14 protein-coding genes and 1 pseudogene are annotated in these 12,541 nt (G+C 59.3%); 3 read left to right on the top strand and 12 right to left on the bottom strand.

Translation table 11 applies throughout. The annotated features are described in order from the left end of the window. Window positions 1-7: 7 nt before the first annotated feature. Together BUQ90_RS16135 and BUQ90_RS16130 are read right to left on the bottom strand one after the other, a co-directional pair. Window positions 8-1,378, bottom strand: a complete 1,371-nt coding sequence (locus BUQ90_RS16135; protein WP_074206125.1) for an MFS transporter — start codon at window positions 1,376-1,378, stop codon at window positions 8-10. 17 nt (window positions 1,379-1,395) lie between these two features. Further along, a complete protein-coding gene (locus BUQ90_RS16130; protein WP_074206500.1) occupies window positions 1,396-1,716 on the bottom strand; it encodes an antibiotic biosynthesis monooxygenase family protein in 321 nt (106 codons plus the stop codon). A gap of 99 nt (window positions 1,717-1,815) precedes the next feature. Between BUQ90_RS16130 and BUQ90_RS16125 the strand changes: the two genes are divergently transcribed. From BUQ90_RS16125 to BUQ90_RS16115, 3 genes are all read left to right on the top strand, one after another. Next, the gene (locus BUQ90_RS16125; RefSeq protein ID WP_074206124.1) at window positions 1,816-2,442 is read left to right on the top strand and encodes a class I SAM-dependent methyltransferase; all 627 of its coding nucleotides are present in this window, start codon (window positions 1,816-1,818) and stop codon (window positions 2,440-2,442) included. Window positions 2,443-2,572: 130 nt separating this feature from the next. After that, window positions 2,573-5,497 (top strand): M16 family metallopeptidase, encoded by a 2,925-nt coding sequence (locus tag BUQ90_RS16120; RefSeq protein WP_074206123.1) that lies wholly within the window; start codon window positions 2,573-2,575, stop codon window positions 5,495-5,497. 38 nt (window positions 5,498-5,535) lie between these two features. Next, entirely contained in the window at window positions 5,536-5,832 is a 297-nt protein-coding gene (locus BUQ90_RS16115) for a hypothetical protein (RefSeq protein WP_074206122.1), read from the top strand. 100 nt (window positions 5,833-5,932) lie between these two features. Here the strand turns inward: BUQ90_RS16115 and pal are convergent, their stop codons facing one another. The 10 genes and pseudogenes from pal to BUQ90_RS16070 all read right to left on the bottom strand — a co-directional run bounded on the left by pal (window position 5,933) and on the right by BUQ90_RS16070 (window position 12,519). Beyond that, entirely contained in the window at window positions 5,933-6,442 is a 510-nt protein-coding gene (pal, locus tag BUQ90_RS16110) for a peptidoglycan-associated lipoprotein Pal (protein ID WP_074206121.1), read from the bottom strand. Window positions 6,443-6,530: 88 nt separating this feature from the next. Continuing rightward, on the bottom strand, window positions 6,531-7,877 hold the full coding sequence (tolB, locus tag BUQ90_RS16105) for a Tol-Pal system beta propeller repeat protein TolB (protein WP_084192749.1): 1,347 nt from the start codon (window positions 7,875-7,877) through the stop codon (window positions 6,531-6,533). Between the two features lie 32 nt (window positions 7,878-7,909). After that, window positions 7,910-8,722 carry a hypothetical protein gene (locus BUQ90_RS16100; protein ID WP_074206120.1) on the bottom strand — a complete coding sequence of 271 codons (813 nt, stop codon included), beginning with the start codon at window positions 8,720-8,722 and terminating at the stop codon, window positions 7,910-7,912. Window positions 8,723-8,737: 15 nt separating this feature from the next. Beyond that, complete coding sequence (gene tolR / locus BUQ90_RS16095; RefSeq protein WP_074206119.1) at window positions 8,738-9,196, bottom strand: protein TolR; 459 nt, start codon at window positions 9,194-9,196, stop codon at window positions 8,738-8,740. Next, window positions 9,196-9,807 (bottom strand): protein TolQ, encoded by a 612-nt coding sequence (gene tolQ, locus BUQ90_RS16090; protein ID WP_420812028.1) that lies wholly within the window; start codon window positions 9,805-9,807, stop codon window positions 9,196-9,198. The genes tolR and tolQ overlap by 1 nt, the downstream gene beginning before the upstream one ends. Before the next feature lie 109 nt (window positions 9,808-9,916). Continuing rightward, window positions 9,917-10,372 carry a YbgC/FadM family acyl-CoA thioesterase gene (locus tag BUQ90_RS16085; protein ID WP_074206117.1) on the bottom strand — a complete coding sequence of 152 codons (456 nt, stop codon included), beginning with the start codon at window positions 10,370-10,372 and terminating at the stop codon, window positions 9,917-9,919. A 118-nt stretch (window positions 10,373-10,490) separates the two neighbouring features. Next, window positions 10,491-10,769 (bottom strand): HNH endonuclease, encoded by a 279-nt coding sequence (locus tag BUQ90_RS16080; RefSeq protein WP_074206116.1) that lies wholly within the window; start codon window positions 10,767-10,769, stop codon window positions 10,491-10,493. Window positions 10,770-10,818: 49 nt separating this feature from the next. After that, window positions 10,819-10,884 (bottom strand): annotated as a pseudogene (locus tag BUQ90_RS17950) (hypothetical protein); the annotation flags it as partial. Between the two features lie 6 nt (window positions 10,885-10,890). Then, complete coding sequence (locus BUQ90_RS16075) at window positions 10,891-11,169, bottom strand: TraR/DksA family transcriptional regulator (protein WP_239447458.1); 279 nt, start codon at window positions 11,167-11,169, stop codon at window positions 10,891-10,893. A 6-nt stretch (window positions 11,170-11,175) separates the two neighbouring features. Beyond that, window positions 11,176-12,519, bottom strand: a complete 1,344-nt coding sequence (locus tag BUQ90_RS16070) for an amidohydrolase (RefSeq protein WP_074206115.1) — start codon at window positions 12,517-12,519, stop codon at window positions 11,176-11,178. Window positions 12,520-12,541: the final 22 nt, after the last annotated feature.

The following is a 12,541-nucleotide window of genomic DNA, read 5'->3' as shown; positions in this document are numbered from 1 at the left end:
AAGAGTATTAGCGGGATTGCAGCGACGTGTCATCGAGGCGCAGCGTCTTGTATCCCCAGCCAAAGATGAACACGCACATGGTAAGCGCGAGCCAGAAGGGCAGGGCACCGCCATAGGTGTAGAGCAGGACCCCCAGTGCGGGCGAGGCGATAAACGCCACACCGTTGACCGACGCGACAATGCCGGCCACGCCATTTTGTTCCGATCTCTTCACGGCCAGTGAGGCACCGGCGGTGAAACCGGGGCGGAACAGGCCAAAGCCCAGTGATCCAATCGCAAAGCCGAGGATGATTCCATACAGATCGTCGGACAGGCCAATGATGAAACAGCCGAGCGCGGCCATCAGCATGCCCCACAATACCGAGGACCGCGGGCCCATCTGCAGCAATGGAATCAGACCCCATTGCGCGAGCAGGGTCGCCGCGGCGCCGGACATCAGCACGATGCCGGTCATCTCGATCCCCGTGGCGGGATCATTGCGCAGACCGAGCCGGTCGAGCACCAGAAACCCGATGACGCCAAGTACAATGGCATGGGCATTGCCGCCGAGAATGCCGGTAATCAGCCACGGCTTGATCCGCTCATCGCTCCATTTCATGCGCGGCGGCAATTCCCGACCTTCCCGGGCAGCGCCGGGTACGGCATGCTGTTCCTCGTCGCCGTCACTGTCCTTGAGACTGCCGGAAGATGGCGCCGAACTGTAGGGCTCGGAGGTGATCACGCCCCTTGCTTCAAATCCGGGATTGTCATTGGGCAGCTTCAGCGCCAGCGCGATCATCACGACGATACCGATGGCGGCAAAGGCGAACATCGGACTGGACAGACCAAAGAAAGGCAGGATCAGGATTGGTGCGATTGCCGGGCCGACAATCGTGCCGAGACCAAAGGAAGAAGATATCAGCGACAGGGCCTTGGTCCGGTCCGCACGCGCCGTACGGGCCGCGACATAGGCCTGAACCGCGGGCGGGGCCGCTGAACCGAGACCGCCATAAAGGCTGCGGAAGGCGGCAAACAAAATGAACGTCCACAGCGCGCTATACCATCCCAGAAGGCCCAGAAACAGCGCGAGTCCGGCCAGGGCAAAGGAAGCGGTAAAGCCGATCATGCCCAGACGCATCAGCGCCTTTCGCCCGCGATGGTCGGACATTCTCGCCCATTTGGGGGCGGTATAGACCCACAATAGCGCCGACCAGCTGAACGCGGCGCTGACCCAGAAATCGGGAATGTGCAACTGGGTCCCGATCGTTGGCAGGACCGACTGCATGGCCGTATTCCCGGACGCGGTCACCAGCATCACCGAAAACAGCACGGCCATTCGCGTATTGTCGATGGTGCGACGCGCCGGTGTTGCCAGGGAGGGATCGGGAGAATCGGCCATGGCCGTCCTATGGCATGCTATTTTTCCCAATCATAGCTACGTTCCACTCTGGCCACATGCAGACTGTAGCTGCTGTACCATTTGCCCCGTCCGGTTTCGCGGATAGCGGCATGTTCGGGGTTGTCGCGCCAGGCTTTGGCATCATCATCCGTTGCCCAATAGCTGATCGTGATTCCCGACCCGTCGGCATTTCTTGCGTGATCGATACCGCGATATCCGGACTGCAAGGCGGCCAGTTTCTCCATCCTGTCAGCAGCGTCTGCGTAACCGCTATCGTCCGCATCCGTGCGCCGCGCACAGAAAATGACAGCGATGGTTCCTTTGGTAAAAACGGTCATGGCGCCGAATAACGCCACCGCTGGTCGCGAACAAGTGCGAACATGTTTGAACATGACGCTGTGATACTCTAACAGGACACCGGAAACCGGAGGAACGAATTGAACAACAGCATAGCCAAGACACCATTTGTCAGCCGGGTCCGGCAAAGATTGCAGAGACTGTTTGGCGCATGGGGGGTATTTTTCAAAGGCTTCCTGAAGCATCCGGTCATGGTCGGTTCGATCATCCCCTCCTCGGCGGCCACGGTTACAAAGATGCTGGAGCCGGTTCACTGGGACAAATGCGATCTGTTTGTCGAATACGGGCCGGGGGTTGGAACATTCTGTCGCCCGGTTCTGGAACGCATGAAGCCCGACGCGACGCTGGTTGTCATCGACCTCAATCCGGATTTTATCGATTATCTGCGCAAGACCATTGGTGACAGCCGGTTTTACGCCGTTCACGGTTCCGCTGCCGACGTGCAGCAGATCATCCGCGATCTGGGTCACGAAAAAGCGGACTATGTCCTGTCCGGACTCCCCTTTTCCACACTGCCAGATCAGCTGGGGCCGAAAATCGCGAAAGAGACCTATGACGTTATCCGCCCCGGCGGCGCGTTTCTGGTCTATCAATTTGTCAAAAAGGCGCGCGATTACATGGCGCCGCATTTCGATCAGATCGACAATGGATACTCGCTCTGGAATATCCTGCCCTGCCATCTGTTCTGGGGCTGGAAGAGCAAATAGCGCGTTCCTTCTTCATGTCGTTTGTCGACCCTTGTTGACGGTTGGTCGAAGACCCAATCCGGCCTTGCGCCTTTCGCGCGCATGGCCATAGTAAGCACATAACAAGACCCCTATCGAGAGGACGATTCCCATGTCACGCTTTTCCGGCTTTTCTGTTTCACGGTCCCTGGGTGCGGCCCTTGCTGCGACCGCACTGACCGTATCTGCACCGGCCTTTGCCGACAAACACGCATCTCCGAAACCAGCCCCCGTCAGCGAGCTCGTCGACGCGGTCAACATTCCCTATGAAGAGTTCACGCTCGACAATGGATTGAAGGTGCTGGTGCACACCGACCGCAAGGCACCGATCGTCGCGGTTTCAATCTGGTATGGCGTGGGATCCAAACATGAGCCGAAAGGCAAAACCGGATATGCCCATCTGTTCGAGCATATCATGTTCAATGGTTCGGAAAATGCTCCGGGGGATTTCTTTGAACCGCTGCGCCAGATTGGAGCGACAGACCTGAACGGCACGACCTGGCTGGACCGGACCAATTATTTTCAGACTGTTCCGAAATCTGCGCTGGAAGTCGCCCTGTTTCTGGAAAGCGACCGCATGGGCTATCTGCTCGGTGCCGTGACCCAGGAAAAACTGGACAACCAGATTGGTGTGGTCTCCAACGAAAAGCGACAGGGTGACAACCGGCCCTATGGACTGGTCAGCTATCGCCAGACCGAATTGCTGTTTCCCGATCCGCATCCATACGGCCACAGCACGATCGGATCGCTGGAAGATCTCGAGGCGGCTTCGCTCGAGGACATGAAGACCTGGTTCACCGATCATTATGGTCCGAATAACGCCATATTGGTGCTGGCCGGAGATATTGATGCGGCCGCAGCGCAGCCGCTGGTCGAGAAATGGTTTGGCGCCATCCCCCGTGGCAAGCCAATTCCGCAACTCTCCCCCGAACTGCCGACGCTGGATGCGCCGGTCTATGACGTGATGAAGGACAAGGTCGCAACGACGCGGATTTACCGCAACTGGATCGTGCCGGGTCTCAATGATCCCGATTACACGCCGCTGGATGTCGGGATGACCGTTCTCGGTGGTCTTGCCAGTTCACGCCTCGACAATATCATGGTGCGTCAGGAGAAGAATGCGGTGGCGGTATCCGCTTATGTCATCCCCTTCGTCCACGGCAGTCTTGTCAATATCCAGGCTGACGTGAAGCCGGGCGAAGATGCCGATGCCGTCGCCAAGCGACTGGACGAGATTATCGCGGACTTCATTCAGACCGGACCGACGGTCGATGAAGTGCAGCGCGTCGCGACCCGCGATGCGGCCGCGCGTATTGCCGGTCTGGAACAGGTGGGCGGTTTCTCCGGCAAGGCGGTGGCTCTGGCCGAGGGTGAACTCTATTCCGACGATCCCGGGCACTACAAGAAAGAGCTGTCTCGGCTGGCATCTGCCACGCCTGAGGCGGTGACGAAGGCCATGCAGAAATGGCTGACCCGGCCCGTGGTTGGCATTCGCGTGGTACCTGGTGAGCGGGAAGCCTATGATGAAGTGGCTTCAGGCGAAGGCGGCCGTACCGGCACACTGACAGCACCCGCCTTTTTCATGCAGGGCGATCAGCCAGATGCGCTGTCTGCTCCGGATCGATCCCGGCTGCCGGACGTTGGTGAAGTGCCCAATGTGGACTTTCCCGATGTCGAGGAAACGACCCTGTCCAACGGGATCAAGCTCTATTTCGCGAAACGCGATGCGGTCCCGATGACCCGGGTTTCGATCTCGTTCAACGCGGGATCCACTGCGGACCCGAAAACGAAAGTCGGTCTGCAGAATTTTGTTTCGGCGATGATGGAAGAAGGCACAACCAGTCTGAATTCCGTCCAGATTGCCGAACAGCAGGAACGGCTGGGAGCGAGCATCAGTGTCGGCGGGGGCCGGGACCGGACCCGTGTCAGTCTGAGCGCGGTCAATCCCAATCTGGATGCGTCGCTGGATCTGCTCGCGGACATCGTCAAAAACCCGGCCTTCAATTCCGATGAGATCGAACGGATCCGGGTACAGCAACTGACCGCCATCGATCGCGAGGAAAGCAATCCGCGCAGTATCGCGACGAACAGCCTGCCACCGCTGATCTTCGGTGAGAACCATCCCTATGGCCGCGGACTGTCGGGCAATGGCACGAAAGAGTCGGTGGCATCGATCACGCGTGAAGATCTGGTGAACTTTCATTCCAGCTGGATGCATGCCGGCAATGCCGAGATCTTCGCCGTGGGCGATATCGACCGCGCCGCGCTGGTGGAAAAGCTGGAAGCCCGGTTTGGCACCTGGCAGGCACCTTCGGCCGCACCGACCAAGAATTTCGATGCGCCGATTCCGGATCAGCAGGGCCGGATTGTCGTGATTCACCGGGCCAATTCTCCGCAATCGGTAATTCTGGCAGGGCAGGTGACACCCGCCAATGGAACGGATGATCTGCTGAAGCTGAATGCTGCCAACGAGATCCTGGGCGGCAATTTCCTGTCGCGGATCAACATGGACCTGCGCGAAACCAAGGGCTGGAGTTATGGCACCCGCAACACCGTGTTGCGCGGCGAGGGCCGTGTTCCCTATATCATGCGGGCCCCGGTCCAGACCAACCAGACCGGCCCGGCTGTTGCCGCGATGATGGAACAGGTGAAGGGTTTTCTGGGCGAAAATGGCGTGACCCCGGCCGAGCTGGAACGCACGGTCAATGGCAATGTCCGCCAGTTACCCGGCCAGTTCGAACGGTCGACCCGGGTATTGGGCCAGATCCAGAATGACGTGCTGTTCCAGCGCCCGCTCAACTATGCTGAAACCGTTGCGGACCGCTACAAGGCGCTGACCGCTGATGATCTCAACCAGGCTATGGCTGACGCTATCGATCCGGACAAGTTCACCTGGGTGATTGTCGGCGATGCGGACAAGATCAAATCGCAGCTGGAGGCGCTGAACATGCCGATCGAATATCGTGGCTATGAAGCTAGTGACACGGATGTTAGTAAGGCGGACAGTTCAGATGATTCGGCAGTCGCAGGAGATTGATCGCCGGCTCAGGGCTATGAATTTAAAAGGAGAATATTATGTCGATTGATGGTTCATATGATTGCATCACCAAATCCCCCATGGGTGACCAGGCGTCGGTGGTAACGATTACAACCGATGGCGATACCTTTACCGGTACCAATGAAGGTTCGATGGGTTCGATGGAGCTGGAAGAAGGCAAGATCAACGGCAATGAGCTGACCTGGGTCATGAATATGACCGTGCCGATGCCGATGAAGCTGGAAGGCAAGGCCACGATCGAAGACGGTGTTCTGACCGGTTCGGTGAATGCCGGTGCTTTTGGTGAAATGGCGATGACCGGCACCAAGAAATAAAAAACCGTTTGAGTTATCCGTCCAACCGGGCGGATATAAAAAGGGCCGCTATCCCAATGGGTAGCGGCCCTTTTTGATTTCTGTTTGCGGCGAGGACCGGCTAGCGGACAACCACGCTGACGGCGCGGCGATTCTGGGCCCAGGCCGCTTCATTCGATCCGAGTGCTTCGGGGCGCTCCTTGCCATAGCTGACCGTGGTCATGCGGGATGGGCTGACACCCAGCGACGCGAGATAATTTTTCGCGGCATTGGCCCGGCGCTCTCCCAGCGCCAGGTTGTAATCGCGTGTCCCGCGCTCGTCGGCATGGCCTTCAATCGTGATCCGGGCATTGGGATGCTGTGCCAGCCACTGGGCCTGGCTTTGCAATATCACCTGATCCTGGGAATCCACATTGAAGCGGTCGGTATCAAACAGAATCCGGTCGGACATGGTATTGGCGAGGAAATCACCCTGTGAGCCGGGCGCATAGCCGGGGCCAGCAGGTGCGGGTGGAGGAGCCTCAGGTGCGGTGCCCACCGGTGCCGGTGGCAGTTCTTCGGGCGGTTTCTGTCCGCAACCGGCCAGAACCAGGCTGGAGGTAATCACGAGGGGGGTAGCGTATTTCCACATATCGGCACTCCTAGTCAAAATTGCCCTTGGTCTACTTATAACCTGTTTTCAGGGACTTGTCCCACATTAGTTACACGGTCTCCCGCTATTATGGCAGCAATGGTCCCCAGGACGGGTCGGAGCCGTTGACCGGTGTGGGCAATTGCCGCTCGTTGCGCCCGGTCAGATCGACCTGCCAAATTCCGGTCCGGCCATTGCCACGGGTCGTGCGGAAATACTGAATGACCCGGCCATTGGGTGCCCATGTAGGGGCTTCGTCCTGCCAGCTGTTGGTCAGCAACCGCTCGCCGCCGCCGCCTGGCGTCATGACGCCAATCCGGAAATTACCGGCAATCTTGGTGAAGGCGATCAGGTCGCCACGGGGACTCCATTCCGGTGTCGCATAGCGGCCGCCACCAAAGCTGATCCGGCGTTCATTGCCGCCGTTGCTGCTCATGACATAGAGCTGCTGGCTGCCCGAGCGGTCGCTTTCGAACACGATCCGGCTGCCGTCAGGAGAAAAGCTGCCGCCAATGTCGATGCCCGGCGAGAAAGTCAGCCGTTGCGGTTGTCCTCCTTGCGAAGAGACCTTGTAGATGTCGGTATTTCCGGCAATTGCCATGGAATAGAGGATCCATTTGCCATCCGGTGACCAGCGCGGTGCAAAGGTCGGATTGCTGCTCTCCGTAATCAGCCGCTGGCGGCCTGTGCCGATGTCATAGATATAGATCCGGGGATTGCCGTCGAGAAAACTGAGATAGACGATGCTTTTGTAATCCGGCGAAAAGCGGGGCGTCAGCGCCGTGGCGCGGCCATTGGTTATGAACCGGTGATTGGCGCCGTCGCTGTCCATGATCGCCAGCCGCTTGCGCCGGTTATCCTTGGGACCGGTTTCGGCGATATAGGCGATGCGGCTGTCGAAGAACGGGGATTCTCCGCTGAGCCGGGAATAGATGGCATCGGCGCATTTATGTGCGGCCCGCCGCCAGTCGCGCGGTGACACCACGAAACCCTGCCGCGTCAGCTCGGTTTCGAGCGCGACGTCGTACAGATAACAACCGACTGTCAGCTTGCCATCCGGATTGGTGCGGACAAAGCCCTGGATCAGCGCCGCCGCGCTGGTGCTGCCCCAATAGGAAAATTGCGGTGCGGTCACTTCGTTGAAGCTGATGCCGCGGACCTGATTGCGACCCTTTGGCTCGAACAGGCCACTGGAACGCAAGTCGCTGACAATCACGTCGCTGATCTTGCCACCAAGATCGGCGGTACCCCCCGCCGGGGTTTCGGTGTTCTGCGGTGTGGGCAGGGCAGGGACAGCGATGATCAGTTCATTGTCCCCTTCCGCTGTCACATCAACTGTCAGCTGCGCCTGCACAGGAACAGAAAGTCCAGCCGCGAGTGCAATCAGGCCGAGAATGGTTTGCCGGGCCGCAGGGAATCTTTTTCTTTTGGTCATGCCTTGGATTTCCTCATCCTTGATCAGCTGTCCTACAGCGCCAGACGTTTGTCAAAATTGGCCTGCAAGTCTTTCCAGGAATCGTAGAATTTTTCCGGAAGGTCAAATGGTGCGGCCCGTCTGACAGCGGCGACGGCGCGTTCGCCGTGCAGCGCAGCTTGCGGCGCATTGGAGGCCGTTTTGCCGGACGTGTTCACAATCGTCGGACGACCGACAACATTGCCCTGCCGATCCAGCTGAAAGCGCACGACGGTTCGCAGCAATTCTGCATCCGCTCCAGTAGGTGCCAGACTCTGCCAATGCGGTTTCAGCTGCGCCAGAACGGCTCTTTGCAGACTGGCCACAGCCGCCGGCGACGCCTTTTCCGCGGCGATATTCTGGTTGCGGCTGGTCGAGGCCGTATCGGTCACGCCTTTCAGGAAATCCTTGCCAAGGCGCGAGCCTCTGGGCTTGTCGGCTGGTTTGGGTTTCGCCTTGGGCGGTGTCTTGGTCCGGGGCTTTTCGCGGGCTGCGACTTTCGGCTCGGGCCTGGGCCGTGCGGCGGGTTGCTCGCGCGGCGGCGTGGGCCGGACATCCGGCAATTCGGTCAGTTCTGCCGGGTCCGGTTCGGTGAGCTCGGCTGGATCAGGCGGCCCCAGTTCCGGGGCAACGCTGGTTGCGGGCGGCAGCTTCGCGGGATCGGGAGCAGCACTTTCCAGGCCGACTTCATCGGCAATCATCACCTCAATCGGCTTGGTCCGGAAGCTGTCGTCCGGCCCACCGAGCAAGCTGAATGACAGCACGCCGATCAGGGCGATATGCCCGCCGGCCGCCACTCCCAGGCCAATTTTTTCAGCGCGTTCCATAACAGCCGATCATTCCTATGGCGCCTCAGATGAACCGCTGGTGACTGGACCCGTGACCAAAGAAAGCCGGTTCAGACCCACTCGGTTCAACTCGCCCATCACACCCATGACCAGACCATATTGCAGTGTCGTGTCACCGCGCAACATTATTTGGCGTGGGTTTTCAGGGTTTTGGCTGGCGGCTATGTCACCCAACCGCGAAATCAGGGCAGTCCGACTCAACTCCTCCTCACCCAGATATATCCGGCCGTCCCGGTCTATCGAAATCTGCACCGGCTCCTGTTCCTGTTCCAGCGCATTGGCGCGGCTTTCCGGAAGATTGACAGGTACCCCTGCAACCAGCAAGGGCGCGGTGACCATGAAGATGATCAACAGCACCAGCATGACATCAACAAAGGGGGTCACGTTGATTTCGGACATGGGCGGACGTCCGCGGGTCCGGCCACCATTTCGCGAAGGGGTGTTCATGCCCATTATCGCGCTCCCAGTTCCAGCTCGCGACTGAGGCTGGCATGGAGGCCGTCGGCAAACCGCCCCATGCGCGCTTCCAGCTTGTTGAGGCGGTGGGAAAAGCGGTTATAGGCGATCACCGCCGGGATGGCGGCAAACAGGCCGATAGCGGTGGCAAACAGCGCTTCGGCAATGCCCGGTGCGACGACGGCGAGCGAACTGTTCTGTTCTGCAGCGATTGCCGAAAAGCTCCGCATGATGCCCCAGACCGTCCCGAACAGGCCGACAAAGGGGGCGACGCTGCCGACCGTGGCGAGGAAATTCAGCCGATCCGCCATCGCATCAATTTCGCGCGCGATGGTGGCGTTCATGGCCGTCGCCAGCCGCTCGCGCGTGCCCTCGCGATCCACCGGCCCGGCGGTTGTCGAGCGTCGCCATTCCTTGATTCCGGCGATAAACACGCGCGCGACAGGAAGCACGCTTTTCTTGTATTTCTGGAAGAACCGGTCGACATCCTGGGTGCTGGAATAGGCGGCTTCAAACTTTTCGGTGCGATCCTGGATACGGCGCACCTTCATCGCGAAGCTGACGATGATCGTCCAGGTCCAGATACTGGCGAGGAGCAGGCCGATCATCACCAGTTTGACGATGATGTCCGCCTGAAGAAAAAGCTCGAAGGGCGAAAATCCGCTGGAAATGGCGACGACGGAGAGTGTTTCTAGCAAAACGGAGTCCCTTTGTAGTTCATTCTGCATCCATGACGCTGGCGAAGGCCTTTGTCCATGCTTCGGGTTGCCGACGCGGCCGACCCGAGGGTGTCAGAAAGGCGGCCTGCACATCGGCCGCGGCAATCCTGTCCTCGCCGCGCATGATCGTCTGCTCGATGATCACGCTGGCAGCGCGCAGTTTCCGGACCCTGCTCACCACGACAAGATCATCGTCCAGCCTGGCCGGCAGAACATATTTGATCGTCATGTCGGTGACCGCATAAACCCCTTCACCGGCACCGAATGCGGCATTTTGATCCATGTCCAGCACCCGCAGCATGTCGGATCGGGCGCGCTCCATGTAGCGCAGGTAATTGGCGTGATAAACAATCCCCGAAAAATCCGTGTCCTCAAAATAGACCCGGCAGGCGAAATAGTGCCGACCACCCACGAAACGCCCGTCATGCGGCTGGATATCGGAAGGAACGTCCATGGAAGTGCTTTAGGACACCAGCCTTGCCTGCGAAAGCGCATTTTGCCGGGTTTTTGTCGGCTGGACGCAAATGCGAGTCCTTTCGGCGGCTCCGAACCAGATTATCGCCGTTCCTCAATCACTTGCGTGATCGCGTGGGGGCATGGAAATCCGGTGGCTTGTTGCGGACCCATTGCAAAAACCGCCCGATTTTCGGATGATCTCTCAGCGCTTCGGATGCGTGGAATTGCCGTGCCAGTTCCGCATTGGTGAAATTGGCATGGATCGTCCGGTGGCAAATGGGATGAACAGCAACAGTTTCCTTGCCCTTGCGGCTTTTCGGGACCGGATGGTGCCACTCAATGCGGCGGCCAAGCGGGCGTTCGCAAAGCCAGCAATATTCTACCGGACGGGTCATTTTCGGGCAGTGCGTGCCTGTCGGCTGTCCAGGAACTTCGCCAGCCGGTTCATTTGGCGCAGCCGATGCAAAAACTGGCCATGGGATCGATTTCGAGACGCTTGAAGGCGATCGGTTCGCCTCATTCGGCGCACCAGCCATATTCGTCCTCCTCCATGCGCAGGAGCGCCTGATCGATACGGGCCAGGTCACTGGTGCGCCGCCGTGCTTCGGCCTGTGCCATTTCCTGTTGCTGCAGGGCATCCATGCGCGACAACCGTCCGACGCTTTGCTGATCGAGTTCCACAGTGCTTCGCCAGCTTTCGGCCTCGGCATCCAGTGCCTTCAGCTCCTTTTGACGATCGAGCAGGCGGGTTTTCAGCTGTTGCAGCTGACCGTCCGAAAGTCCGTCCGCGCTCATCGGCTGCTAGTTTCCGGTGGGTGCCAGCAGGTCCAGTGTCGCGGCGGTCATGGCTTCGGTTCCCAGCGTAACCGACTCTCTTGGCTTCACCTTGAAGAAAGGCGAATGATGGGACGGGACCGGTGTTCCGCCCGCCTTTTCGCGGTCAAAATCGGCTTGCGGTGTTCCGCCAACGCCGAAATAAACGCCCGGAACATCGGTATTGGGGGCCACAAAATAGGCGAAATCCTCAGCGCCCATGCCACCGCGCGGGCGATCATCAAATACTTCTTCGCCAAATCGCTGTTCGAAAAGCGTGCGGATACGCCGGGTCAGCGCGACATCATTATAAGTCGCGGGCGTACTTTCTTTCGACACCAGGACTTTGGGCAGCTTGTCCTCGGGCAGGCCGTTCATTCGCCCTACATTCTCCGCCACCCGCCGGATTCCCGCGAGCAGCTTCTGGCGCGTTTCTTCATCGTCGGCGCGAACGGTGAGCTGCATGGTCGCCCGGTCAGATATGATGTTGTGCTTGAACCCGCTGTTGAAAGCACCGACGGTGACCACGCCCGGCTTGAGCGGTGCGATATCGCGGCTGACCAGGGTCTGCAGGTTCATGATGATCTGAGCACCCATCAGGATCGGGTCCTTGCCGCGATGCGGACTGGCACCATGCGCACCAACGCCGTGCACGATGATATCGACCGTGTCGGCAGAAGAGTAGGTGATCGACTCCCGGAGGGTTAGCCTGCCGGTGGCTGCACCGGATGACACATGGAAGGCGAGGGCATAATCGGGTTTCGGGAACCGCTCGTAGAGGCCGTCCTCCATCATCATCCGCGCACCGCCCAGGCGTTCTTCCGCCGGCTGGGCGATGAGCACGACGGTGCCCTGCCATTGCGCCTTCATGTCGGACAGACGCCGCGCGGTGCCGATGATCGAGGTGATGTGCACATCATGGCCACATGCATGCATGACCGGCTTCTCGGTGCCATCTATGCTGACCTGGCGCGCTGTGGATGCATAGCCGAGGCCGCTGTCTTCCTTCACCGGAAGCCCGTCCATATCCGCCCGGAGCAGGACTGTGGGACCTGCGCCATTGGTCATGACACCAACCACGCCGGTGCCGCCCACCTGTTCGGTCACATCCCATCCGGCCGCGCGCCATTCGCGCGCGATAATGGCCGCGGTGCGTGTTTCCTTGTAGGAAAGTTCGGGATTTTGGTGGAAATCAATGAACAGCGCTTCCAGCTTCGCATCATAATCGGAAGCAATCGCGGCGCCCAGCGGTGTATTTGTGGATTGCGCACCGGCAGGTGCGCCAGCCGTGATGCTGCATGCCGCTGCAAGCGCCAGAAAAGACTTTTTCATGATTTCCCCTTTATTGCGTCAC

The organism is Parasphingorhabdus marina DSM 22363 (assembly GCF_900128895.1).
Taxonomy (GTDB): domain Bacteria; phylum Pseudomonadota; class Alphaproteobacteria; order Sphingomonadales; family Sphingomonadaceae; genus Parasphingorhabdus; species Parasphingorhabdus marina.
This window is presented reverse-complemented; position numbering and strand designations above follow the sequence as displayed.

Bases quoted from the DNA above. Each gene is read 5' to 3' on its own strand.
- BUQ90_RS16135 (WP_074206125.1), bottom strand. From the start codon at position 1,378: ATGGCCGATTCTCCCGATCCCTCCCTGGCAACACCGGCGCGTCGCACC.
- BUQ90_RS16130 (WP_074206500.1), bottom strand. From the start codon at position 1,716: ATGACCGTTTTTACCAAAGGAACCATCGCTGTCATTTTCTGTGCGCGG.
- BUQ90_RS16120 (WP_074206123.1), top strand. From the start codon at position 2,573: ATGTCACGCTTTTCCGGCTTTTCTGTTTCACGGTCCCTGGGTGCGGCC.
- BUQ90_RS16115 (WP_074206122.1), top strand. From the start codon at position 5,536: ATGTCGATTGATGGTTCATATGATTGCATCACCAAATCCCCCATGGGT.
- pal (WP_074206121.1), bottom strand. From the start codon at position 6,442: ATGTGGAAATACGCTACCCCCCTCGTGATTACCTCCAGCCTGGTTCTG.
- tolB (WP_084192749.1), bottom strand. From the start codon at position 7,877: ATGACCAAAAGAAAAAGATTCCCTGCGGCCCGGCAAACCATTCTCGGC.
- BUQ90_RS16100 (WP_074206120.1), bottom strand. From the start codon at position 8,722: ATGGAACGCGCTGAAAAAATTGGCCTGGGAGTGGCGGCCGGCGGGCAT.
- tolR (WP_074206119.1), bottom strand. From the start codon at position 9,196: ATGGGCATGAACACCCCTTCGCGAAATGGTGGCCGGACCCGCGGACGT.
- tolQ (WP_420812028.1), bottom strand. From the start codon at position 9,807: ATGATCGGCCTGCTCCTCGCCAGTATCTGGACCTGGACGATCATCGTC.
- BUQ90_RS16085 (WP_074206117.1), bottom strand. From the start codon at position 10,372: ATGGACGTTCCTTCCGATATCCAGCCGCATGACGGGCGTTTCGTGGGT.
- BUQ90_RS16080 (WP_074206116.1), bottom strand. From the start codon at position 10,769: ATGACCCGTCCGGTAGAATATTGCTGGCTTTGCGAACGCCCGCTTGGC.
- BUQ90_RS16075 (WP_239447458.1), bottom strand. From the start codon at position 11,169: ATGAGCGCGGACGGACTTTCGGACGGTCAGCTGCAACAGCTGAAAACC.
- BUQ90_RS16070 (WP_074206115.1), bottom strand. From the start codon at position 12,519: ATGAAAAAGTCTTTTCTGGCGCTTGCAGCGGCATGCAGCATCACGGCT.